Origin of the sequence: Kitasatospora sp. NPDC004669 (assembly GCF_040609455.1) — a bacterium.
GTDB lineage: Bacteria > Actinomycetota > Actinomycetes > Streptomycetales > Streptomycetaceae > Kitasatospora.
In genome coordinates this window covers 129,460-153,856 of record NZ_JBEXKB010000007.1, presented here as the reverse complement: position 1 = coordinate 153,856, position 24,397 = coordinate 129,460, and the positions used below count along the sequence as shown (strand labels likewise).

At 69.2% G+C, this 24,397-nt stretch carries 13 protein-coding genes; 10 read left to right on the top strand and 3 right to left on the bottom strand.

Features of this window, described 5'->3' with window-relative positions:
• The 3 genes from ABZW30_RS08745 to ABZW30_RS08735 all read left to right on the top strand — a co-directional run.
• Positions 1 to 656 (top strand): site-specific integrase (locus ABZW30_RS08745; protein WP_355670316.1); only part of this gene is annotated, 656 nt, incomplete at its 5' end.
• 185 nt (positions 657 to 841) lie between these two features.
• On the top strand, positions 842 to 1,597 hold the full coding sequence (locus tag ABZW30_RS08740) for a phage Gp37/Gp68 family protein (RefSeq protein ID WP_355670315.1): 756 nt from the start codon (positions 842 to 844) through the stop codon (positions 1,595 to 1,597).
• A gap of 91 nt (positions 1,598 to 1,688) precedes the next feature.
• A complete protein-coding gene (locus ABZW30_RS08735; protein WP_355670314.1) occupies positions 1,689 to 2,786 on the top strand; it encodes a three-Cys-motif partner protein TcmP in 1,098 nt (365 codons plus the stop codon).
• Between the two features lie 624 nt (positions 2,787 to 3,410).
• Here the strand turns inward: ABZW30_RS08735 and ABZW30_RS08730 are convergent.
• Positions 3,411 to 3,734, bottom strand: coding sequence for a thioredoxin domain-containing protein (locus tag ABZW30_RS08730; RefSeq protein ID WP_355670359.1), 324 nt, complete (start codon positions 3,732 to 3,734; stop codon positions 3,411 to 3,413).
• 500 nt (positions 3,735 to 4,234) lie between these two features.
• Positions 4,235 to 4,681 carry a phage tail protein gene (locus ABZW30_RS08725; protein WP_355670313.1) on the bottom strand — a complete coding sequence of 149 codons (447 nt, stop codon included), beginning with the start codon at positions 4,679 to 4,681 and terminating at the stop codon, positions 4,235 to 4,237.
• A gap of 302 nt (positions 4,682 to 4,983) precedes the next feature.
• Here ABZW30_RS08725 and ABZW30_RS08720 point away from each other — a divergent pair, with 302 nt between their 5' ends.
• Both ABZW30_RS08720 and ABZW30_RS08715 read left to right on the top strand, forming a co-directional pair.
• Complete coding sequence (locus tag ABZW30_RS08720; RefSeq protein ID WP_355670312.1) at positions 4,984 to 6,228, top strand: 2-isopropylmalate synthase; 1,245 nt, start codon at positions 4,984 to 4,986, stop codon at positions 6,226 to 6,228.
• Positions 6,225 to 6,950, top strand: a complete 726-nt coding sequence (locus tag ABZW30_RS08715; RefSeq protein ID WP_355670311.1) for a Sua5/YciO/YrdC/YwlC family protein — start codon at positions 6,225 to 6,227, stop codon at positions 6,948 to 6,950. Before ABZW30_RS08720 ends, ABZW30_RS08715 begins: the two co-directional genes overlap by 4 nt.
• Before the next feature lie 194 nt (positions 6,951 to 7,144).
• On the opposite strand, the gene ABZW30_RS08710 is transcribed toward ABZW30_RS08715, so the two are convergent.
• Positions 7,145 to 7,504, bottom strand: a complete 360-nt coding sequence (locus tag ABZW30_RS08710; RefSeq protein ID WP_355670310.1) for a hypothetical protein — start codon at positions 7,502 to 7,504, stop codon at positions 7,145 to 7,147.
• A 651-nt stretch (positions 7,505 to 8,155) separates the two neighbouring features.
• On the opposite strand from ABZW30_RS08710, the gene ABZW30_RS08705 reads away from it, so the two are divergent.
• The 5 genes from ABZW30_RS08705 to ABZW30_RS08685 all read left to right on the top strand — a co-directional run bounded on the left by ABZW30_RS08705 (position 8,156) and on the right by ABZW30_RS08685 (position 23,508).
• Positions 8,156 to 13,552, top strand: coding sequence for a DUF6603 domain-containing protein (locus ABZW30_RS08705; RefSeq protein ID WP_355670309.1), 5,397 nt, complete (start codon positions 8,156 to 8,158; stop codon positions 13,550 to 13,552).
• A 13-nt stretch (positions 13,553 to 13,565) separates the two neighbouring features.
• On the top strand, positions 13,566 to 15,851 hold the full coding sequence (locus ABZW30_RS08700) for a hypothetical protein (RefSeq protein WP_355670308.1): 2,286 nt from the start codon (positions 13,566 to 13,568) through the stop codon (positions 15,849 to 15,851).
• Positions 15,844 to 19,926: a discoidin domain-containing protein gene (locus tag ABZW30_RS08695; protein WP_355670307.1), complete on the top strand. Its 4,083-nt coding sequence runs from the start codon at positions 15,844 to 15,846 to the stop codon at positions 19,924 to 19,926. Before ABZW30_RS08700 ends, ABZW30_RS08695 begins: the two co-directional genes overlap by 8 nt.
• A 37-nt stretch (positions 19,927 to 19,963) precedes the next feature.
• Positions 19,964 to 21,622: a discoidin domain-containing protein gene (locus ABZW30_RS08690; protein WP_355670306.1), complete on the top strand. Its 1,659-nt coding sequence runs from the start codon at positions 19,964 to 19,966 to the stop codon at positions 21,620 to 21,622.
• 635 nt (positions 21,623 to 22,257) lie between these two features.
• The gene (locus ABZW30_RS08685; RefSeq protein WP_355670305.1) at positions 22,258 to 23,508 is read left to right on the top strand and encodes a tyrosine-type recombinase/integrase; all 1,251 of its coding nucleotides are present in this window, start codon (positions 22,258 to 22,260) and stop codon (positions 23,506 to 23,508) included.
• Positions 23,509 to 24,397 lie beyond the last annotated feature (889 nt).

Sequence of the window (24,397 nt, the reverse complement as noted above, 5' to 3'; positions counted from 1 at the left end):
AGGCTGCCACCTTCCTGCGCCACGGAGCCGAGCACTACGCCGACCGGCTCACCGACCTGTTCGAGGTCATGCTCGGCACCGGCATGCGCCGCGGCGAGATCCTCGCCCTGCACTGGTCCGACGTGCACCTCATGGACCACAAGCTCTACGTCCGCTGGACCCTGACCGCCGTGAACAACGGGAGGATCCACCTCGGCGAACCCAAGACCGAAGCCAGCCGCGCATGGCTCAGCCTCTCCCCCAGAGTCACGGCCGCCCTTCACCGCCAGGCCGCCCTCCAGATGGCTGCCCACCCCGACGGTCGGCTCGAAGGCCTCGTCTTCGCCCGCCCGGACGGCGAGCCCCTTCGGCCCCAGTGGGTCCTCGACCAGCTCCGCAAGCGGACTGCCGAACTCGGCCTCCCCAAGATTGGCCTTCATGATCTGAGGCACACCGCCGCCAGCATCATGATCGCCGCCGGCATCCCCCTCGCCATCGTCTCCAAGACCCTGCGCCATTCCGCGCTCGCCATCACCATCAACCTCTACGGCCACCTCCTCAAGGACTCCGCCGACGAAGCCGTCCAGGCACTCTCCGCTGCCCTCGACCGCGCGGATACTCGGTCGGTCCGGCAGGCCGAGCCTGCTGCTGGCGGTGATCTCCGGCAGGCGGCGTGACTGTGCCGACAGTGCCCGCCGCTCAGGGCGCTGCTCCCACCGGCCCTCGACGCTGATCCCGAGTGTCAGTGAGGGCGGCTAGCCTGCCGGTTCGACACCGACGGTACTGGCGGAGGATGGTAGGGCGCGGTGGCGTCCGCCAGAAGATGGTGCGCGGCGCCCTACGCAGCGGGTGAGGAGCGGCAGTGAGTGATCGCAGCGGCATCGAGTGGACAGAAGCGACCTGGAATCCGACCACCGGATGCGACCGCGTCTCGGCCGGCTGCGACAACTGCTACGCCCTGACTCTGGCGAAGCGCCTGAAGGCCATGGGTGCTGCCAAGTACCAGACGGACGGAGACCCGCGAACCTCCGGTCCCGGGTTCGGCGTTGCGCTGCACCGGGATGCCCTGGACGTGCCGAAGCGGTGGCGCGGCTCCCGGATGGTGTTCGTGAACTCCATGAGCGACCTCTTCCATGCCAGGGTGCCGCTGTCGTTCGTCCGGGATGTCTTCCAGGTGATCGGCGATACCCCACAACACACCTACCAGGTGCTGACGAAGCGGTCCGTGCGCCTGCGCCGCGTCGCCGACCGGTTGGAGTGGCCGACCAATCTATGGATGGGGGTCTCTGTCGAGGAGGCCAGCGAGTTGGGCCGTATCAACGATCTGCTGGGTGTGCCGGCAGCGGTCCGGTTCCTCTCGCTGGAGCCGCTGCTCGGGCCGCTGCCGGGACTGGAACTCGACGGCATCGGCTGGGTGATCGCCGGCGGCGAGTCCGGGCCCCGGCATCGCCCCATGGATCCCGCGTGGGTCGTCGAGATCCGCGACGCCTGCCAGGCAGCCGGTGTGCCGTTCTTCTTCAAGCAGTGGGGCGGGTACAACCCCAAAGCCCGTGGCCGCGACCTGAACGGCCGGACCTGGGACGAAATGCCGGGGCGCCACCAGCTCGCCGTGCCTTGATCCGATGCGCCGTGTACGCCCTCTGGCCGCGCCGTGACGATTATGTGATCCTTCCTTCCGCAGCGATGGCCCACCGCATCGGGGGAGACACATGCCGGCACCGAAGGACGTCATCTGGCCCCGCGACCCACACACCGCCGCCAAGCACGCCCTGCTGCGGCGCTACCTCCAAGCCTGGGCTCCGATCATGCTCAGCCACAACGAAGTCATCACCTACGCCGAAGGGTTCGCCGGCCCCGGCGTCTACGTGGGCGATGAGCCCGGCTCCCCCGTCATCGCCCACCAGGTACTCGCCGGCGCACTCCGACGCAGCCCTCGGCGGGTGAAGATGGTGCTGGTCGAGGAGAGCGCCCGGCGCAAGGCCGAGCTGGAACGCCGCATCGCCGCAGCCACCAACACGTCGCACTCTCCGATGGACCGGCTGGACGTACGGATCGCCCAGGGCAGGTGTCACCCGGACCTCCTACAGCAGCTCGCCCTGGCCGGCAGTCTGCGCCACCCCATGTTCGTCCTGCTCGACGGCTTCGGTGGGCCCGAAGTACCTTTCCGGCTCCTGGAACAGGTCGCCGCGCGGCATCGCAGCAGCGAGGTGATGGTCACCTTCCAGCCCGCCTTCCTCATGCGCTTCGCCGGCAAGGACGAGCACCACCGAGCGGCCGGGGACACCTTCTTCGGCGGCGACGACTGGCACGGTGTTTTCCAGCAACCGTCGTCCATGAAGGCCGCATACCTGCGCGATCGCTACCGCGAGTCCCTCAGACGGGCCGGGTTCCAGCACACCCTGGTCTTCGAAATGGTCGACGAGTCCAACCACTTGCTCTACCTGATCTTCGGCACCCGGCACGAGCGGGGCGTCGAGAAGATGAAGGAGGCCATGTGGGTCGTCGACACCACCTCGGGCGTCCGTTACCGCGACCCCAAGGACCCCAACCAGCAGGCCCTCGACCTGGTCCTCGAACCGGACACCGCACCGCTGCGCCGCATCCTGCTCAAGCACCTGCGCGACGTATCAGCCGCGCGTAGTGTCGACCAGCTCAAGAAGTACGCCCTCCTGGAGACCGTCTACCGACCCACCCAGGTCATACCGCTGCTGAAGAAGATGCGGGACGATCGGGACATCGACGTCTCACCGGGCCGGATCATCGGCACCAGCATCGTCGCCGCCGTTCGCCAGGGCGCTCTCTTCTGACGAGGCGACGCCCACAGGGCGTGCCGCACCCAGTCGAGCTGCAGCAAGGCCTTGCCGTGGAGGCTCGGCTCGCCGCAGCGGCCCGGTGTCAGAGGCTCTTGGCGGCCGCGAGCGCACAGGCCATCGCTGGGCAGACGCAGGTCCCGTTCGATCGCGGCGCTGCGGTTGAACTCCGCGCCGTGGGTCACCGGGACGCGGGCGGCGCCTGCCGGCCCATGGCGTGTCCTTGCGGATAGGACCGCCCCGCCACGCTCGTTCCCGGTCCGGCCGCCCGTACCGCGCACCCGCCGCGGCGATCAGCGGAAGCAGGGGAGCTCGGTCGGTGCTGCCGGATGCGCTGGCGGTACTCGTCGCCCCGGAGAAGCCGGTCATACAGGAACGCAGCCATCCCACCATGCTTCTCGCCCGCAGCCTCTCGCGGCGAGGGAATTCTGCTTTCCCGAAGCATCGTCCCGCTGGGCAGTACCGCCACGCGGGTGCTTCACGGCTGAATCGCCCTTCTGGATGACCGGGGCAGCTGCCTGGCCGCCGCTATGGGAAGCGCAAGCCGGACCGCGTCGAGAAACATCGAGTAGGGCCATATGAGCCGGTCGCCGCATCGAGCTCAAGGAGACGACGGTTGACTTACAGACGGCTGTCGAGGAAGGAATACAGCTGACTCTTGGACAACGCCCCCACCTTCTGCGCCGCGACCGCCCCGTTCTTGAACAGCAAGAGGGTCGGGATGCCCCGGACCGCGAACTTGGCCGGGATGCCCGGGTTGTCACCGACATTGACCTTGGCGACCTTGAGCCTGTCGCCGTAGTCTCCGGTGGCCTCCTCAAGGAGCGCCGAAACCGTCTTGCTGGGTTCGGCCCACTCGGCCCAAAACCCCACGATGACCGGCAGATCCGATTTCAGCACTTCCACATCGAACGATCCATCATTCACGTCCACAACCTGAGCCATCTCGCCTCCCGAGATCACCAGCCGTCGCAGCGATGCCACGCTATCCCATCTCTGATCTACCGTCAGGAGAACGGGGTGGTAGACACCCGCACGGAATTGCGTGCTGGTCCACCAACAGGTGCGGAGACGGCCGTGGCCATGTCCGCGCGCCATCCGGTCCCCCCGGGGGGTGTGTCCCCGGCTGCCATCACCTCCCGCCGGAAAGGCGGTCATCGTCCCCGCCGTCACCACCATCGCGGGTGGCCCGCCGGCACGAGCGGACACCGGGGCACCTTCCACACCGGGATCACCCACCGCGTCGCCCGCCGCTGGCCGCCCTGGCTGGCCAATGCCCCTGCCTGCACACCCTTCGCCGCCCCGAACCCCACAGCCGTACCCCGCCCGGCCGACGACCGTGGGTATCACACTCCGTGCCGGGGGGCAGGGACGGCCTGATCAGCGCAAGCGCTTCGCCGACGTAGGCGGTGGCTGCTCGTCGTGATCGACGTTCCTGCAGCGGCTCAGTGGAACTCGACGGTGAGCTTCTCGGCCGCCAGGTCCAACTGCTCGATCGTGGTCTCGTTGCTACTCGCATCGAGGTTCGGGGAGCTGACACTGGTGGGGAAGGCGTTGACCACGTTCCAGGTGACCAGGAGCTCGCTGCCGGACTCATTGGTCAGACTGATCGCGACGTCCTTCTTGTCGACCTGGTTCAGGGACACAGAGTTGAACCAGTCGAAGAGGCGGGACTGGCCGGTGATGATGCCGCGCTTCAGGGAGATCTTGAGCCCGTCCCGTGCCGGCATCTGGAACACGTTGCCCGCACCGTCCTGGTACTCGATGGTGTTGACCGCGATGTCCAGGCCCGACGCGGAGTTGAACGCCATGACGTCCTCTCCCACAGTGACGCGGAAACGGTAGGCAGAGATGTTCGAGGTCGTGTCGAGCTGTCCTGCGGAGATGGCCACGGGTGCCTCCAAGAGCTCCAGGGTACGGGTCGCTTGCTCCTGGTGAAGGTACTACCGGAAGGGTTCAAGAATCTGGAGAACCGCTGAGCCGGGGCCCACCGGGGGACCAAGCCGCCGGCTACCGGGGATCACTCGGTCAGGCCGGCTCCCACAAGCTGCCTGACTGGGAGTCATGACCGCTGGCCGGAGTCTGGTGTGGTCGCGGCAGCGAAGGGGATCTCCTACAGGGCGGAGGCGACGGTGCTGATCCGCGGAGGGATGAGCGTCGGGCGGCTGCGAAGCGGCCCGGGAAAGGGGACACGATGGCTCGGGACCTGGTGCGGGAGTCCGCCCTGGCGGGGCGGGTGGTGTTGTGGGAGGAGTCCGCTCGGGACGGTGCGCAGGCCAAGACGCTGATGAGTGCCGACTTCCGGGCCAGGCTGGCGCGGGAGCAGGGGCAGATCTTCGGCGTGGACGGGCCGCGGCACATGGTGTTCGCGGCCGGCTTCCCAGCGGTGTGCGTGGAGGAGTTCGAGGCGGTGCGGCAGGTCGCGGTGGAGGCCGAGGGCGCGGTCAGCGTCGCCGCGGTGTGCCGGGGCAGAGCGGCGGACGTGCGGCAGGCCGTCGCGTCGGTCAGAGGTACCGCGCACGCCCGGGTCATGGTCGTCGTGCCCGCCTCCGAGGCGATGGCACAGGTGATGACCCACCGGTCGGCGCGGGACGCCCTGGAGGGCGCGGTCACGCTCGTCAAGGACGCCAAGGGCCTGGACGACACCGTCGCGGTGGATGTCTGCCTGGCGGACGCCTCCCGCGCCGACCACGAGCTGACGGCCGCGTACGCGGCAGCTCTGACGGAGGCGGGAGCGGGCACCATCGTCCTGGCCGACACCATCGGATGCCAGCTGCCCACCGATACCGCTGAGATGGTCACGCGGGTGCGCGCGGAATCCGGCGACCGGGTGGTGCTGGCCAGCCATCTGCACAACGACCTGGGCCTGGGCCTGGCCAACACACTTCAGGCCCTGCGGGCCGGCGTTCGGGTGGTCGCCAGCTCCTGGCTGGGCATCGCCGAGCGCAGCGGGATGGTGGCGACCGAGCAGCTGCTGTTCCTGCTCGCACACCGACCCGAGCTCGCCGCACAGATCCTGGGCCCGGGTGCGGACGCGTGGTGGACGGCCCCGGACCTCCCCCGGCTGCCCGGCATCGCGCGGATGGTCTCCGAGGAGATCGGCGTACCGCTGACCGTGACCACACCGATCGTCGGGGACGGCGTCGGCACGATCTCCACCGGCACCCCCTTCGTCCATCCGCGGCTCTTCCAGCCCTTCGACCCGCAGGAGTTGCTGGGGATCGCCCCGAGCGTGGTCCTCACTCATCTGGCCAGCACCCGCGTGGTCACGGTGGTGGCCGCCCGGCACGGCCACCACCTGGACGACGCCCAGGCGAAGGCAGCGATGCGCTGGGTCAAGACGCGCGCGTACCGGACCGGGCGGGCGGTCGTGCCGGACGACGCCTTCGCCGCCTACCTCGACGGGCTGCACGACACCGTGACGGGAGATCAGGAGTGAATACACCCCCGGGCCCTGGCCCGAACCCGGGCACCGTTGACCTCGACGATGCACGCCGTGCGCTGCGGCGCGGCAGCGCCGTGGTCCTGCCCAACCCGACACCGCTCACCCACGTCGTCGCCGCACCCGACCCGCAGGCCGTCAACACGGCCAAAGGCCGGCCCGCCGACCAGGCCGTCGCCCTGTGGACCCACGACCCCGCCACCTTCGCCGCCACCGCCGAAGCCCTCGACCTCACCGAGAGCCTGGCCGCAGTGGCCCGCCGGCTGCTCACCGAGGAACACGTGACCCTGCTGGTGCCGCTCAGGTCCGGCGCGAACCATCCCGACTGGCTTGCACCGGCCAGCCGCGACGGCTGGACCATGCTCTTCGGCGCACGCTGGACACCGATACTGCCTGTCCTCGCCGACCACCCGATCCTCTACGTGAGCAGCGCCAACCGCACCGGCCACCCATCCGCCGCCACGACCGCCGACGCAACCTCGATGTTCCCGCCCACCGTGCCCGTCCTCACACTCCCCTCCCCCACCGGCACCGACCCCGACCCGGCCCAGCCACCCCGCGCGGCGACCACCACCCTGCGCCTCCACCCCGACGGCCGGATCGACCTCCACCGCCACGGAGCCCAAGACCGCCCCCACGCCAACAGCGCCCGCTACCTCGAGCACCTCCGCGCCACCTACCGCGCGCCTGGCCCGGGCGGTGGCCGATCTGCGCCGTGACCGGGCCCCGACCCGAGCCGACCGCCTTTCGTTCCCAGCCAAGCAATGCCGTATCCACCGCCTCTGTGGCTGGCGAGACAACCGGCCCCGCAGCTTGGCGACCGCTGACCCACTACTCGTCGGAGCAGTCTGGGGTGCCGGCGGGGTCGAGCTGCACGAGGGGAGGCGGTGGTGTGACTGCTCCGGGGCCCTGATCAGTTACCGCTTGGACCGACGAGCTTCTTCTTCTGGAAGGGCGAGGTGGCTTGGCCCAGCTCGTCATCGATCCGATAGCCGTTGCCTTCGTGCTGCCCCAAGGCCACCAGACAGAACTCGTTGCCCCGGAAGAAGTGGAAGAGCGTGGCAGTCCTGGTCGTGCCCACGACTCCGGCGCTGGAGTGGCGCACATTCACGGTCTCGCCGTCGATGGGGTGATTCCCGCTGTCCTTTCCCTTACGGTCGTAGGCATCGTTGAGCGCGGCCGTCAGCGACGACCATCGGTCGCGGTCGACGTACTTCTTGAGGTCCTCCTCGGCCTCGCGCTGGGTGGCGTACTTCTTCAGGACCGTTGTCACAGCGGCTCCTTTCCGGTTCTTCGAGTTTGACGGTGTGAGCCATGTCCACGCGGGCTACGGCCACAGCAGGTTTCGCGCCAGAACGGGACGAGACCGGCAGCGTCGTGGGCGCGGACAGGCAGGTCGACAGCTGTGGCGTGGAGCCATCAAGGACCGCACCCGTCACCGACCGGCGGGCGACCGGCACCCTTTTGGGCGGGTTACGCGCAGCACCCGCTCCGAAGCCCCGCCGCGTGCCCTGCATGCTTACCCAGGCCAGCTGCGGGGTGATACTAGGCAATGTCTTGTGCGCTCCATTACCAGCCATCCCAACCCCGCGGCCGAACAACGAGGTTGGCTGGAAGTGACCGGCGTGGCGGGCGAGGCGATGCCCCACCAATGCGGCGTGTCCGGACATGCCGGGCAGTGCGGTGAGCCCAACGTCGTTCAAGCGGCGAGGTATGAGCCGCCGCAAGACGGCCGGCGCCAGGGTGTTCACGCTCCGGGTCCCGCCGCTGCGCTACGAACCACTGGCGGATCCCTTCTCCGGACGACCTCCGGGGTCCGCCTCGATCCCCCGACCTGGCCACCAATCACACGTTTATGACGTACCGTCAGTCTGTCGACTTGTCCCGACCACGTCATGCTCGGAGTCGCGATGGAGGACGAACGGTGACTTTGACGGTTGAGCAGCTGAAGAGGCTCTTTCCCGGGCCCGGCGAGGACTTCGTCCTCCCCACGAGCCTGCTGGATATGGCGGGTCTCTACCTGTTGCTGAAGGTTGGCGAGGCGCTGACGGTCGGTGCGCCGGTGACGGTGGACGCGGAGGCGCTCACTGTCAGCGGGGCGCTGCCGGTGATCTCCCCGAGTGCGTCCATCACTCTGGAGTTCATCCCCGACGACAAGCGGGTTGAGATCACCGGTGTGCGGGTGACCGCCGTTCTGGGCGTGTCGGCGCGGGAGGTGGCCGAGGCGTTCGGGGTGAGTCTGTCAGGTGTCCCGGACGCTCTGGTGCCGCAGGTGGAGTCGGTCGGGGTGTGGTACGACTTCACCGACGAGCATGTGGTGGCGTGGGCGCGGACGGGCTCCTTCCGGCTGGTTCTCGCCTCGGTGCAGGCCTCGCCTGCGGTCGGTGTCGTCCAGATCAAGGACCTCGAGTATCGCCTCTCCGACCTGCCGGTCGTCGGCCCCTACCTCACCGACGTCGTCGACTTCGGCGTCACCGGGTTGGGCATGGCCGTCACCACCTCGTCCATGACCGGCGACGCTGCGGCAGCCATCGAGAACGCGATCGCCTTGGCCCGCGCCGACGTCAACCGGCCGGTACTGCCCCCCGACGGCCTCACCCGAGGACTGTCCACGCTGATCGGCTACGAGCTCGACGGCAGCACCGAACTCGTCTCCCTTCCGGTAGCGGGATCCGGCACCCGCAGCGGCGGCGTGGAACTGGTCGACCTCGACTTCCGACTCGGCCTGCTCACCTGCCAGAAGCTCACCGCGGCCTACGACCCCGACAACGCGACGGTGGAGCTGCGTCTCGCCGCGTCGCTCGACGTCGGGAACGTGTCCCTGTCCGCCCTCGGCCTCGGTACGGACATCCCATTGACGAGCCTGCCTCCGCGACCGTCTTGGCACTTCGACGAACTCGCCCTCAGGGTGGGCAACGAGTTCGGGCTGACCTTCACGGTCGTCCCGCCCGACACTCGGCTCGCCGGAGTCCTCCGAGCCGAGTGGGACGGTGAAATCACCGCCGTCCAGGTGGCGGAGCAGTTCGGTGTGGACCTGTCCGCAGCGCCCGAAGCCCTCGTCCCCGTCCTGACCGGGCTTGGCCTGTGGTGCGATATCCGGGCGAAGCAGTTCGTCGTCTCCGCCCGGACGGGCTCCTTCCAACTGGTGCTCGCCTCGGTCGAGGGCACGGGACTCGTCGGCGTCGTGCAGCTCAGGGACTTGGAGTACCGCCTGTCCGATCTGCCGGTCATCGGGCCCCATGTGCCCGGGGACTTGGACGTCGGTGTCGTTTCGCTGAGCATGACCGTCTGCCAGTTGCCGGTGTCCGGCGACGCGGCCGCGGCGCTCGAGAACGCGATCATCGACGCGGGTGTCAGTATCGACCCTCCGGTCCTGCCGGCCGACGGACTCGCGCGAGGGCTGTCCCTGCTGGTCGGCTACGAGGTCGCCGGTGACAGGCGCATGGCTGTGGTTCCCATCGCGTCCGGGGCGCGTAGCGGATCGGTGGAGTTGATCGACCTCGACTTCGAGGTGGGGCTGCTGAAGTGCCGGAGCCTGACTGCCGGATACGACGTGGACACGGCGACGGTGGCGCTGCGCCTCGCGGCCTCGATCGAGGTCGGGACCGTGTCGCTGTCCGCCGTCGGTCTGGGCGCGGACATCACGCTGACGGGTCCGCCTCCCGAGGTGCGGTGGCACTTCGACCAACTCGTACTGAAGGTCGGAGACGAGTTCGCCCTGACATTTGAGGTGAGGCCGCCGCAGAGGCGACTGGCTGGTGTGCTGCAGGCCGAGTGGACCGGTTCGCTGACCGCGGTGGATGCGGCCGGGGCGTTCGGTGTCGACCTGTCCAGCGTTCCCCCGCTTCTCGTGCCCGAGTTGCGGTCGCTCGGGCTGTGGTGCGACTTCGCCGCGAAGCAGTTCGTGGTCTCGGCCGAGACCGGGTCGTTCCGCCTGGTGCTGGCCTTGGTGGCGGACAGCGGACTGGTCGGCCTCGTACAGGTTCAGGATGTCGAGTATCTGCTGTCCGATCTGCCGCTCGTGGGCCCGCTGGTGCCGGATGAGGTGGATCTCGGCGTGGTGTCGCTGGGCATGGCTGCGGCCGGCTCGGCCGTGACGCCGGAGCTGGCGGAGTCGATCAACGAGGCGATCACCGCGGGCAGCGGGGAGGGCTGGCCGCGCGTGCCGGCCGCGGGTGTGGCCTCCGGCCTGTCCCTGTTGGTCGGCTACGTCGTGGCTGGCGCGGAGGGCCTGGTGGGAGTCGGTCTCGTCGGGGGTGGCGCGCGCAGTAGCGGCGTGGGCATCATCGACCTGGACTTCTCGGCGCCTCCGTTCACCTGCAGGCGGCTGACCGTGTCCTACGCGGAGCCGGACGTGCAGGTGCGGCTTGACGCGTCGCTGGATCTCGCGGGGGTCTCCGCCCGGACCGAGGGCCTGGGCTTCGACGTCGCACTCAGCGGCGGCGGCCCCCAAGTGGTCTGGCGGTTCGACTCGGTGGTGCTCACGGCCGGGGACTTCACCGCGGTCTTCGCGCTCCGGCAGCCGCCCGGCGGCGATGGCACGCGGGTGCTCAGCGCTACCTGGCAGCCGGAAGGCGGCGCATCGGCCGCAGAGCTGGTCAAGGCTCTGGGGATCGACGTCACCGGGCTCCCGCAGCAGCTGGTGCCGACCCTGGACGGGGTGTCGGTGCGCTACGACCTGGACACCCGGGAGCTGGTCCTCACGGCGAGGACCGCGCGCCTGGGGTGGATGTTCGCCTCCGTCTCCCCCGACGGCGGCCAGCGGCGGTCGGCGCTCGCGGTGCGCGCGGCGGTCGCGGCCAGGGCGTCGCAGCTGCCGCTCATCGGCGAGGCCATCACCGAGGACCGCGACATCGCGCTGACGTCGATCCAGTTCGGCTACGCCTCGGCGCGGTGGACGAGCGAGCAGGTGGCGGCGCTGAATACCACCCTCGACGGGTTGGACCAGAACGACCCACCGGGTCTGCCCCGGCTGCTCGACGAGCCGCTCGATCCCGGCGTACTCATCTGGGCGCTGCTGACGGCCGACGGGGAGGAGCTGCCACCGCTGGTGCTGCGCGTGGACCCGAGGCCGAGCAGGGCCCTCGCGCCCGGTACTCCCTCCCCCGTCCCCGTGTCCGACAGCGTCGGTGTGTCGGCGGACGGCGTGGTGCTCGGGCGCGAGCTGATCGCGCTGAGCCAGGATCGGGAACGGTCCTCCCAGGATGTCGGCCGCGTCTTCGGTCCGGTCCGCATCCGCAAGGTCAGCCTCGGCTACGGCAACGGTCTGCTGTTCATTGCCTTCGACGCGACCTTGACGATGGGCCCTGTCCAGCTCGATACGATCGGTCTGGGCCTCGGCCTCGACAGCGGCTTCAACGTCAAGCCGGTGCTCCAAGGCGCGGGGCTGCGCGTCGATCAGCCGCCGCTGAAGGTCACCGGCGCCCTCGTGGTCCGCGAGGACGACGCGTTCGCGATCTACATCGCAGGCGCGATCGTGGTGGAGACCGGCTTCTTCGCCCTGCAGGCCGCCGGCAGCTACGCCCGCAGCCGGGACGGCTGGTCGTCGGTCTTCCTGTTCGGCGAGATCGCCGCCGTGGGTGGGGCCGCACTGGTCGAGGCACCGCCGTTCACGCTGACCGCCGTCTCGGCGGGGTTCGGGGTCAACAGCACCCTGCGGCTGCCGGCGATCGCGGAGCTGGGGGAGTTTCCGCTGATCGCGAGGCTCAGCGAGCGGGCCCCCGAAGCGAGTCCGCAGGAGGCTCTCGAGGCGCTGGCCGCGTGGATCTCCCCCGCTCAGGGGCGTTTCTGGGCCGCGGTCGGCGTGGAGTTCGCGCTGTTCAAGTTCATCGCGACCCGCGCGCTCGCGGCGGTGGAGTTCGGCGACGACCTGAAGGTCATGCTGCTGGGCCGCACGTCAGTGACCTTCCCGCGCGACACCAAGCCGGGCAAGAAGGTCCACGCCCGCATCGACATCGACCTCAAACTCGCCTACCAGCAGTCCCGGGGGCTGTTGTCCCTGGACGTGGCGGTCGGCGACGGCTCCTTCGTCTTCGACCCGGCCTGCCGGCTCACCGGCGGCATCGCCATCTACCTCTGGACCGCGGGCGAGCACGCCGGCGACTTCGTCATCACCGCAGGCGGCTACCACCCCAGGTTTACGGAGAACCTCCCCGGGTACTACCCGACGCCCGCGCGGCTCGGCTTCACCTGGTCGCCCGACAGCAAGATCATGGTGAAGGCCGAGGGCTACACCGCGCTCACCCCGCACGCCTTCATGGTGGGCGGGCGGCTCGCCGCGACCTACACCTCCGGCCTGCTCTCGGCATGGTTCACCGCCTATCTCGACGTGCTGATCCAGTGGCGGCCGTTCTACCTCGAAGCGAGCCTGGGCATCAGCATCGGCGTCGCCTTCACCATCAAGGTCCTGTTCGTCAAGGTCCGGGTGTCCATCGAGGTCGGCATCGACCTGGCGCTGTGGACCCCGCCGTTCGGCGGCCGGGTCACCGTCAAGGTCTGGTTCGTCTCGTTCAGCTTCGACATCGGCTCCAAGCGCGCGGAGCTGGACGCCGCCCTGTGGCCCGAGGTCCACGAGCAGCTCCCGGAGCCGCTCAGCATCACCCCGGTGGCGGGGCTGCTCGCCGACGTCGACGCCGGCGAGCTCGCCGCCCGCCGCGCCGACGGCGACCCGGTGCTGGTGGCCGCCGCCGGGCTCGTCTTCACCGTCGACACGGTCATCCCGGCAACCGCGATCCACCTCAACCAGGACACCGACTACGCGACCGCGCCGCACGACAGGATCAGCATCCGACCGATGCGCAAGGACCGCGAGATCGCCTCCGAGCTCGTCGTCACCGTCACCAAGGTCGGCGACGCCGACTACGTCGTCTCGGACGACGACTGGACCGTCGAGGTGATCAAACGCGGCGCCCCCGCGGCCCTGTGGGGCCGCCCCCTGGCCAAGCCCGACGACGCCCTCGAGCAGGAGGCCCTGCTGCCCGACCAGTTGGCCGGCCTGCGGTTCGAGGTCAAGCTGCCCGAGACAGCAGGCGAGATCGGGCCGGTCACCTCGGCCGCCCTCCAGGTGACCCGGATGCCCGACGGCCACACGCCGCTGCGCAACAGTGGCAAGCAGGGCCCCGTCCCCCTGTCGACACCCGGCAGCATCGAGACCATCGCCGACACCGTGAACACGTCCACCACGGCCCGCCGCACCGGGGCCTACCGCGCCCTTCACCGCCTCGGCCTGGCACCGGGCGCCTCCGGCGCGGCCCTGCCCCGCTACGCCGACAAGGCCCGCGACTACCTCGTCTCCTCGCCCCTGACCACGACCGCGCGCTAGCAAGGGAGCCTCCGTGGCCACCGGACCCGACCTGAACATCACGTTCTACGACTACCTGGCTCCCCGCCTGACCGCCGGCAAGTACCAGGTCCACGCCGAACACGAGCTGACCGAAGGCGGCGTCGACATCACCACCCCCGGCGCTCGGGTCGAAGGCGTCGGCGCCCAATTCGAAGTACGGGCGGTCCAGTTCGTTCTCGACGAGTCCTCCGTGCAGGCGGTGTACCCGCCGCCTGCCTCCTCGGGCAATTACCGGACCATCCTGCCGCACATCACCCTCAGCCGGTCCATCCTGCCGTGGGAGCGCGAGGTCAGGTGGTCGTCGCGGGCCGCCCGCGCCCCCTGGATGGCCCTGTTGATGTTCCAGGCCGGCGAGTTGCCCGACGATCCCGAGGGCATCGGCATCGCAACTTCCCGCACCGTCGCCGAGCTCTGCGAGCCGGGCGACTCCATCGTGCAGCCCCCGGCCATCCGCCTGAGCGGCCTGGACCCCAAGACCCGGGACTCCACCTGCCGCACCATCGACGTGCCCATCGACCTGTTCAGGGCCCTCGTTCCGCGCGAGGACGAGCTGGACTACCTCACCCACGTCCGTGACGTCTACGAGCCCCGCACCCGCGCCGACGGCGAGAAGCTCACCCCAGGCTCGTTCGCCGTCGTCACCGGCAACCGCTTCCCCCTGGACGCGATCGGCCCGCGCAGCGTCCACCTGGTCTCCCTCGAAGGCCACGACAAGCCGCTCAAGGGCGAGTTCACCCCCGGGGCCACCCACATCCGGCTGGCCGCCCTGTGGTCCTGGTCCTTCACCCACGACCCCACCGGACACCTCGACCCGCACAGCCTGCTGAAGGAACTGGTCGCCCCGAGCCTCGGCGACAACCCGGCAGCCGCCGAGCGCCTCGCCCTTCGCCTGGAGCCGGCCGCAGACCCGGGCGGTGCCCCCGACGCCGACGAGCAGTACGCCCGCGAGCGGCTGCGCCTGGGCTACGTGCCCATCCCCCAACGGCTGTTGTCCGGCGAACTCAGCTACGCCTGGTACCGCGGCCCCTGCACCCCCGTCACCGCCCAAGACCTGCCCACCGGCTACGACGAACCGCAGCGCACCCAGACCACCGCCGACCACGCCCTGATCTACGACAAGGACTACGGCGTCTACGACGTCAGCTACGCCTCCGCCTGGACCTTGGGCCGCACCCTCGCCCTCGCCGACCCCGACTACAGCGCCGACCTCGTCCGCGCCCGCCGCGAACTGTCCAACCAGGCCGTCGCCCTGATGGCGATCGCCGCCGACCCGACGCGCGCCCGCCTCGCCACCCCCGCACCCGGCCGCACTCCCGCCGATCCCGAGACCCAGCTGCGCCCAAACCTCGGCTGGCTGCGCACCCTCGCCCACCGCAGCGGCGACATCCGCCGCGCCCTGGCCACCGGGCAGCACACACTGCTGGTGGAGGAACCGCCCCCACCACCACCGGCGGCGCGCCGCAACCGCGCCGACCGCCGGCTGCTGCTCGGCATGACCGCACAGCGCACCGCCCTGATGCAAACCGCCGAGCGGCACACTAACGGCCTGCCCGCCTGGATGGAACGCCTCGACCGGCTCCACGGCATCCCCTTCGGCTACCTCGTGCCCGATGCGCGCATGCTGCCCCCGGAGTCACTGCGACTGTTCCGCATCGACCCGGACTGGCTGGAGGCACTGCGCAACGGCGCCCGCAGCGTCGGTGTGCACACCAGCCTCGATCAGCAGCTCGACGACACCCTGCAGGCCGCGATCGCGGCCCGCACCCTGAGCACACCCCCCGCCACCGGGCTGCTGCTGCGCTCCGCACTCGTCCCCGCGTGGCCCGAGTTCGACCTCGTCGCCTACTCCGCGGACGGCTTGCCGCTGACCGAACTGCGCCGCGACCATCCGGCCCCCGACGTCCTGCTCCTCCTGTTTGACGATGTCCCCGACGAGATCGTGATCCGCGAACCCGGCGAAGGCATCCACTTCGGCGTCACCTCTGGCGGCAAGCTCTCCCTGCGCCACCTCGAAGCCGGCGATGACGCCGAACTCGGCGCCCCCAACGGCATCGAGTGGCCGACCGACTCCACCACGGTCTTCACCCGCCACCTGCGCCCCGGAACGCACCACGTGCTGAACCTGCTCGACGGTGACACCGGCCTCATCCCCGCACTGGAGCGGCAGTTCGGCAGGGACGGCGAATCTCCGCTGAGCCCCAGCGAGTTCGCCCTCGAAATGATCAACGCGCCGCTCGAGCAGAAGCTGCTACCCGCCGACGGAGGCCGCAATGCCTGACACCGACCTGATCGTCCCGGTGCGCCTGCGCACCCTCATCGTCACCCGGCAGCTCGGCGAAGGTGAATTCACTCGCTGGACCCCGGACTTCGGCCGCATGCTGAACGAGGCGCAGAGTCCCGAGCCGCTGGACGCCCGCGTGGTGACGCCTATGGACGGCGTCCACATCCAGTGGGAGCTGCCCGAGGCGCTCGCCCGAGGTCACTATGACGCTGCCACGGGTGAAACGAGTTTCCCGCTGGTGCCCAACCGCTGGCTGGTGGTGCGCTACTCCAACGGCACAGGCGGTGTCCGGCAGGCGAAGGGCTGGGTGGTGCACAGCGATTACCTGCCGCTCAGCGACTACGGAGACAGCTGGCAGAAGGGCACCAGCTGGTACCTCACCGATCGCAGTGCGGACGGAGGGGCCGTGCCCCTGCACCTGGACAAGATCGGACGCCATCACGAGCTGACCGTCACCGACCCCTGGACCGATCCCGAGCCCGAGGAGTATGTGCCGTTCCTCACTGCGATCGGTCCGGGGCTGCCCGCCTTCGCCGCGTTCGCCAGCTACCACATGGACGTCTTCTGCTTCCATGACACCCTCAAGGACCTCGCGGATGCCGGCGGCTCCCACTACGCCCCCGACAATGACCTGAGTTACGCCGTCATCGGCTGGTACTCCCACCCCGGGGCGGACATCCTCAAACGCGCCGCCGACATCCCCTGCCTCCTCCCGCCCAAACCCGGCGCCCCGGAGGAGCCCGACACCAGCATGGAAGCCGTGCTCCGCGCCTTGGGATGGTCCGCGAACGGCGACAGCTCCCAACTCACCGACACGCGCTACTACGGCACCGCCCTGCACATCCCGTGGCGGTACAACGACCCCGCCCCGATCTCGCGCAAGCCCACCAACGACAAGGTGACACTCGCGGTCGGCCACAGCACCGCCGATGCCGCCGCAGAGCTCATCAGCCGGCAAACCCGCTCCGAACAGACCGGTGAACTCGTCAAGGCCCTGTTCAACGGCACCATCGAGACCTACGGCCTCCCGGACGGCGCAGTCGAACTGGACGAGGCCACCCGGCGTGCCTGGTACGCGGGCAGCGAGGGCGGCCACCTGTGGCAGATCGTCCCCGACCCCGACCGTGCAGCGCCTGAGCAGCTGCCGCAGATCCCCGCCTGGCTGGACGAACTCAACCGCGCCCAGGCCGAGTACGACGAGAGGGCCGACCGGCTCGCCCGCATGCGAGCCCGGCTGTGGGACGTGTGGTGGCTGAAGAACCTGCCCGTCGCCGGCAACGGCCAACACCCGCCAGGGTTCGACGAGGAGGCCAGGCGGCAGCTCGCCCCCTCCCCCGCCGGCACCCTCGCCGCCCAGGTCAAGGCGGACCTGGACCGCCTCGCCGCGCTCCGCCAGGGTGAGAACGGTGAGCCCGGCCTGCCCGTCGGCAACACACCGGAACAACTCGAGGAACGCATCGCGGCCTACGCGCAGGCCCGCGACCTGCCCGAAGAGCTCCTTCTCAAGCGCGGCGCCCGTGACCCGTACCACAGCCCGGCCGACCCGGTCGTCGTCATCGGGGGCAGCGGCGCCAGCCAGCCGCTCAGCCGGGACGCCGACGATCCGCTGCCCTGCCGACTGCCGTCCGCCCTGCTCGAATCCATCACCATCAACGGCACCCCCACGCGCCCCGACCCCACCGCACCCAAGCCGAACCTCGCAGGCCTTCCCACGGTGTGCGCGACCCTCATCGCCGAGTTCGCCCTCCTCGACAAGGCAGCCTGGACACCCGCGGGCCCCGACATCACCGCGCTCGAAGTCGCCCTCGGCGACCCCGACTCCATGATCACCGGCGCGCTGCCCGAGTACACCGGCATGTGGGAGCAGCCCTGGACCCCGATGTACCTCCAGTGGAACATCCGCTACTGCGCCACCCCCTTCCGCACCGGTTCCACCGACAACTGGTCCTTCGACGGCACGAGGTATTCATGGGAAGGGACCAACGCGCTGTCCCTGGGCGGTGACGAGCACCTCTGGCCGGTGTTCCAGGGCCGCTCCTTCCTCGCCCCGACCACCGCCTATGTGCTGCGCGAACAGGCCAAGCGCTACCTGAACACCTTCTCCCCCGCCGAGGCCCAGGGCCTGTCTGGGCTTCTCGACTACTACGCCGAACTCGACGTGCTGTCCCAGACCTTGGACGGCTTCAACGACTGGCTGCTCGAACAGGACGGCACCGCCCGGCTCGTCCCCTCACCAGAGGACGCCGACGAGGACGCCGACCCCGAACTATTCGAACGCTTCGGCGATGCCTTGCGGGTCCCGCAACCAGACCTCCCGGGTCGGCCCGACCAGGGCCGCTTCCAGCCCGTGCGTGCCGGCCAGTTCTACTTCAACAGGCTGCAGATGATCGACCGGTTCGGCCGCACCTTCGACTTCATGGCCCTCAACAGCGAAGATCCAGCTTCCATGCAGCCGCAACCGGAAAAGGCCGGCAGTGTCCGCCCCGACCCCACGAAGCCGCTGTACACCAAGCCGGGACTGCCCAAGCCCAACGACGACTGGCGCTTCATCCAGCTGACGCCACGGCTGATGCAGCCTGCCCGGGTGCGTCTGGAGGCCGTACGCGCCAGGGACGACGCTGCCTACCCGGGGCTGCCCTCTGTCGGCGATCCCGGGCAGACGCCCGTCGTCGGCTGGCTGATGCTCAACTACCTCGACCGCACGATCCTGGTGTACGCACCCGACGGCGCGCCCCTCGGTGAGCTGCGTGTCGTCGGCGAGGGCACCGGCCTGGCCTGGACGGTCCTGCCGCACGCCTCCCACGGGCGCCCCTCGGACCAGGATTTCAGGGACGACTTCCCGCAACTGGCCGCGATGCTCACCGCCCTGCTAGACCACGAAGACGCCCCCGGTGCCTTCGAGGCCCTGGTGCACACCATCGACCAGTCCCTCCAGTCCGTCACCGACCGATCGCCCCAGACCGACCGCAGCCCGGCCCGCCTGATCGGGCGCCCCGTCGCCCTCGTCCGCGCCGAACTCGAAGTCCAACTGCAGGGCCCGCCCCTGACCACCCCCGCCTGGGGGAAGATCCTCGTCCCCGAGCGGGCGGAATACCTCGACTACCACTGGCCCGTCCGGCTCGGCTCGCCCGAGCTGCTGACCGACGGCCTGATCGGCTACTACGCCAGCGGCCAGGGCCCCGGCACCGCCACCGACTACGCACGGCTCAGCATCGTCGCCGCAGACCTCGCCACCCACCCCTACCTGACCCCCATCACCAACGGGACCGACCTGGCCCTGCCCGCCACACCCAGCGACACCCCACCCGTCATCCACCACCTCACCCTGCTCGCCGACCCGCACGCCGCGATCCACGCCACCACCGACATCCTCCCCGTGGCCGACCTCACCCTCGACTCCGACCTCGTCCAGCAAGCCCTGACCAGGATCGAGGCGTCCTTCCGGCTCGACCCCCTGCTCGCCCCCACCCGCGCAGGCGAGCAAACCGCCACCGCCTCACCCGGCCTCGGCGAAGCACCCGGACACCACCTCGCCCACCTCCTCGACGGCAACCTCGGCAGCCACTACCTCAGCGAACACCCCGCGGCGCAAGAAGAGTGGATCGAACTCGACCTCGGCGGCGACACCGAAGAGGACATCACCCACGTGGACGTCTACCCCGGTGACCCCATGGAAGGCCATCCGCTGCCCGCCTGCGTCCTGGAGACCTTCACCGAAGCCACCGGCTGGACGGAACACGCCACCTACCCGGCCGGAACGGAGATCCACTACACCCCCGCCGCACCGGTAACCGCCGCCCGCATCCGCATCCGGTTCACCGCGCCCAGCACGCAACCCATCGCGATTCGATCCTTCACCGCCACCACCAACGCCGGCGACAACGGAATCGTCATGCCCCGCCCCGCCGCCTGGTTCGGCAACTGGACCTGGGCCGAACCCCTCGCACAAACAACCGGCGTCCCGAACTGGGCCCGCCTGCCCATCCTGCCCGCCGACAAGTCCGCCTACCTGGACGACCCCGTACCCACCGCCCGCGCTGGCTACCTCCAGCTGCGCCCCCGCCACGACTGACCCACCCCCACCCAAACGCCAAGGAGCAGCCACCGACATGGCCGTGCGCGCCCTCGCCACCGACACACTGCTGACCTACGAAGTGGAGACCGAGCCCGATCCACTGAACGTCAGCACACCATCCAGGCCCATCCCCGGCACGCTGATCTTCACCATCAGCAACAAGGATGCGGCAGTCAGCTGCCGCAGCATCACCTTCAAGATCCCCATCGGAGACGGTGCGAACGACCTGGCGGAACTCACCAGCCCCGAGGGCATCGGCACCGTCCCCGTAGGCGAGGGCGCCGGCGACTGGAAGACCAGGAAAGAGCTGCAAGAAAACGGCACCGTTCTGGCCGTCGAGTTGACGCCCCAGATCGCACCCATCGTCCTCCCCACCGACTGGTGGCTCACCCTGCGGGTGACCGGCTTCACCGTGAACAGGGTGGAAGGCGCGGTGACGATCGGCGTGACCGAGGTGACCACGTCCGGGACCAAACCCACCACCCTCGACCCGGTGATCAAAGCGCCGCACGACTTCTACCTGCGCAACCTGACGCCCACCCCGCTCCTGGTCGACAACGGCGCAACGGTCACCCTGACCTGGCAGACGGGAGGCGGCGACAACCGCACGAAATACACCATGTTCTGGGACCGGGAGAGTGAACCGGTCGCCGGCACCAGTTGGACCTCGCCGCCACTCCACCAGAGCACCGGCTTCATGCTCCAAGCCGAAATCACCACCCCCGGCGGCGCCACGCTCACCCACACCCTCACCACCACCGCCACCGTCGCCCCCCAGGACCTCACCACCCGCGACCTGGTGGTCAACCGCACCCTCGACATCGGCAACGGCCCCGGCACCGCCACCACCAACCTCGGCTTCTCCACCAGCGCGGACGGCACCCGGCACCTCCCCACCTCCATGGTCGACGGCAACCCGAACACCTACTGGTGGAGCGCGAACCACCCCCAGGCGAACGACTGGGTACAGATCGACCTCGGCAGCGAACGCACCCTCACCAAAGTCGACCTCCTCCTCGGCAAACCGGATGGCAGCTTCCGTCTCCCCGAGTTCGCCCTGGAGTGCGCGAAGGAAGACAAGAGGTGGACCCAGCACGGTGGCCTCATCACTCAGGGGCGCGCCGACTACAGCGCCACTCTCTCCGTGACCGCCCGCTATGTGCGACTGAGGATGACCAGGGCCCATACAGGCGGTTCGACATACCGCGTCGCCATCCGGTCCTTCGACATCACCACCGTCCCCCGCGGAGCCGTCATCACGCCCGACGGGACAACCATCTACGCACCCCTGACCGCCAACGCCGGGATGACGATCGTCGGCGACCTCCTCGTCACTGGCAGGCTCGACGTCATCGACAAGCTCACGGCCGAAGCCACCGGAATCAAGGCAAAGGTGCCATTCGACCGCATCGATATCATCCGCGGCACCACCGCCGTGAAGTTGCGCGCCACAAGCGGCAACAACGGAACATACACATGCCTGCGGGACGGGATCGCCGTGGCCTATGGCGGCAACCTCGACGGCCAGTGCCGCATGTCCCTAAACCGCGACGGATCACCGATCACCTATGTGGTCGGCTTGGACATCAAGGAGGTGACGTTCCCCGTCAAACGCGGCTGGGTCCTCTCCTACACGATGCCCTACCAGCATGCAGAGGTCGATATGACGTTCTTCTACTTCGGTCGCGAATAGCCATCCTCCCGGGGATCCGACCTCCGTTCCTTCGTGCTCGAGAACTGCCACTGCCCCGCTCCTGAACGGTCATGAAGTCCCGGACGAAACACCGCCATCGGGCCGCACAGCACGCCTCGCGTCCCATTCACCAGCCGACACCGAGCCATCACCCGACAGCCCAGACCGATGGCCTGGGGCTGCGGCCTGCGCCCGCTTGACCCCTTCAGGTCCACGGTCACCCATTTCTTTGGTGACATTGTGTAGCCGATCTGCAGGCTGGAGATCACTCGGCGGCCATGCTGCACGGTTGCCAAATACCTTGATCCCCAATATCACCAACACGATCGGAGGTCAATGCTGAGCACCTGGACCACCAACCGCAGGACCTCCAGGCCAAGATCCCTAATTGGTTACGCACGGTAGCGAATTCCGGCGTCCACACCCCTCCGCAAGCGGACGCGGCGCCAGCCGAGCCTAAGCGGCACCTGCCCGCCTATCCGACGCGTCCAGGTGCGGGCTCTCACCGCGAGCCGCAGGTCAGACGCCCAACTCCGCGTTGGTGATCGCATGGTGGTCGCAGGCGATCACCCGGGCGTGGGACCTGTAGCCTCCGCGAGCTGATCAAAGAGCCAGGAACGTAGGAGGCAGAGGAAGTGCGCAGGTCACAACGGAGAGGCCGGGTCTACCGCCGGTGCGGGTGCCGTGATGCCACCCGGCGTCAACTCGGCGCCACGTGCCCGCGCCTCGCCGAGCAGGAGCACGGCACGTGGACTTTCGCCGTCGATATCCCCTCCCTCAACGGCCGCAGGCGCACCGTGCGCCGCGGTGGCTTCGAGGACGCATGGACCGCCGAGACGGCGCTGCGGCGCTTCCTCGAGGGGCGCCGGCTGGGCTTCGACGCCGATCCGCACGAGACGGTGGCCGCTTACCTCACCAAGTGGCTCAAGACGATGGAGTTCCTGCTCAAGCCCACCACCTACGCCCGCTACCGCACCTACGTGCTCTGCGAGCTCATCCCCGTCTTCGGCGCGATACGTCTCGAGGAGCTCGCCCACGACCACATCGCCGCCTACACCCACGAGCAACTCGAAGCCGGCCGTGGACGCCAGGCCGTCTACCACTGCCTCGCCACGCTCTCCAGCGCCCTGGGCGCCGCCGTGCGCGCCCACCGCCTCCCCTACAACGCCGCCCAGCCTCTGCCCATGCGCAGGCCCCGCGCCGACGAACGCGTCCCCTGGAGCGCGGAGCAGGCCGTACAGTTCCTCACCCACTGCCGCAACGTCGACCCGGCCTTCGCCGACCTCTTCGAGGTCATCATCGGCACCGGCCTGCGCAAGGGAGAGGCACTCGGCCTCCAACGCCCGTGCGTCCGGATCGACGACCGCGTCATGTACATCCGCCACACCCTCTCCGCGATCGACAACCACGAACTCGTCCTGACCGCACCGAAGACCAAGAAGAGCCGCAACTGGGTACCCCTGTCCGACCGCGTCGCCGCCGCCCTCCAACGCGCCATGACCAGGAGCGCCTCCACCAGCAACGACCACGTCTTCCAAGGCCCCGACGGCAAACCCCTCCACCCGGCCACCGTCCGCCAGCGCTTCCACGAACTGCGCGAACAAGCCGGACTGCCTCACGTGACCATCCACGACCTGCGACACCTCGCCGCCACCCTCGCCCTGGAAGGCAACGTCCCCATGGCCGTCATCTCCAAGACCCTGCGGCACTCCACGCTCTCGACCACCGCGAACATCTACAGCCACCTGACCTGGGACACCGCCATGGCCGCGGTACACACCATCGAAGCCAGGCTCCGCCTCGTCGAGGCGCGCGCCCGCCGTGGCACCGACGCCCTCGCCCCCAGCAGCCCCTTGCCGAACCCGCTGTTCAGCCACGCGGCCTGACAGCCGCACGGCTTCAGCTGCCCCAGCCCACCAAGCCGCTCAAACCGCGGCAAGGGCCGACAAAGTAGCCGGCGCCGCCGGTTCGGACATGACGCCAGCTCAGACCCGCTGCCCCATCAGGACAACTGACGCCGCGGGCCCCACGGGCATGCCCATTTTCCGAGAAACCGTGTGCGTTTCGGCGCTGGAGAGGCGTCCGATCAGCCCATCGACTGCGCCCGATCATTCGACCGAACGAGCAAAAGCCGCATTGTGGTTGCGCTGGAGCGACCCAGGCCTGCGGGATGCACCCACCGAGGCGACGTGAACGAGCGTTCACGACCACATTGCGACCACCAAAGCAAAGAGGCCGCCTCCGCCATCAAGCGGAAACGGCCTCCGACCTGCGAAAACGCTGGTCGGGACGACAGGATTTGAACCTGCGACCCCTTGACCCCCAGGATATCCTATTACCCCTCAAAATGCGCCCACGCACACGTCGTGCGTGTGCAGATGAGCACGTTTCGCGCACGTCGCGCGGCAGCGCGCATGACGTGTGGTCCCCAGCTGGTCCCCAGGTCAGGGGCTTGATGGAGGGTCCGGGTGACGTTCATGTCTCCAGGCTAGCTCCACTCCGAGCGAGGATCCAGCGATTCCCGAGGATCGCCGAGAAACTCATCAGACAGGGACCATGAACTGCCGGGAGAAATCAGTCCGATCCGGGCCGAACACCAGCCATAAACTAGCCACCGAAAATCCCGGACTCACCCATTCCCTGCAGGCTCGAAGAATTCTCGGCGTTGGCCGTGGCGTATTCCGGGGACCGGTCCGAGGCTCGGCGCCCTCGCACCGCACCTGCTCCGGGTTGTACGAGCCCAACAACCCACGGCCGACCGACAGACGCCTTCCT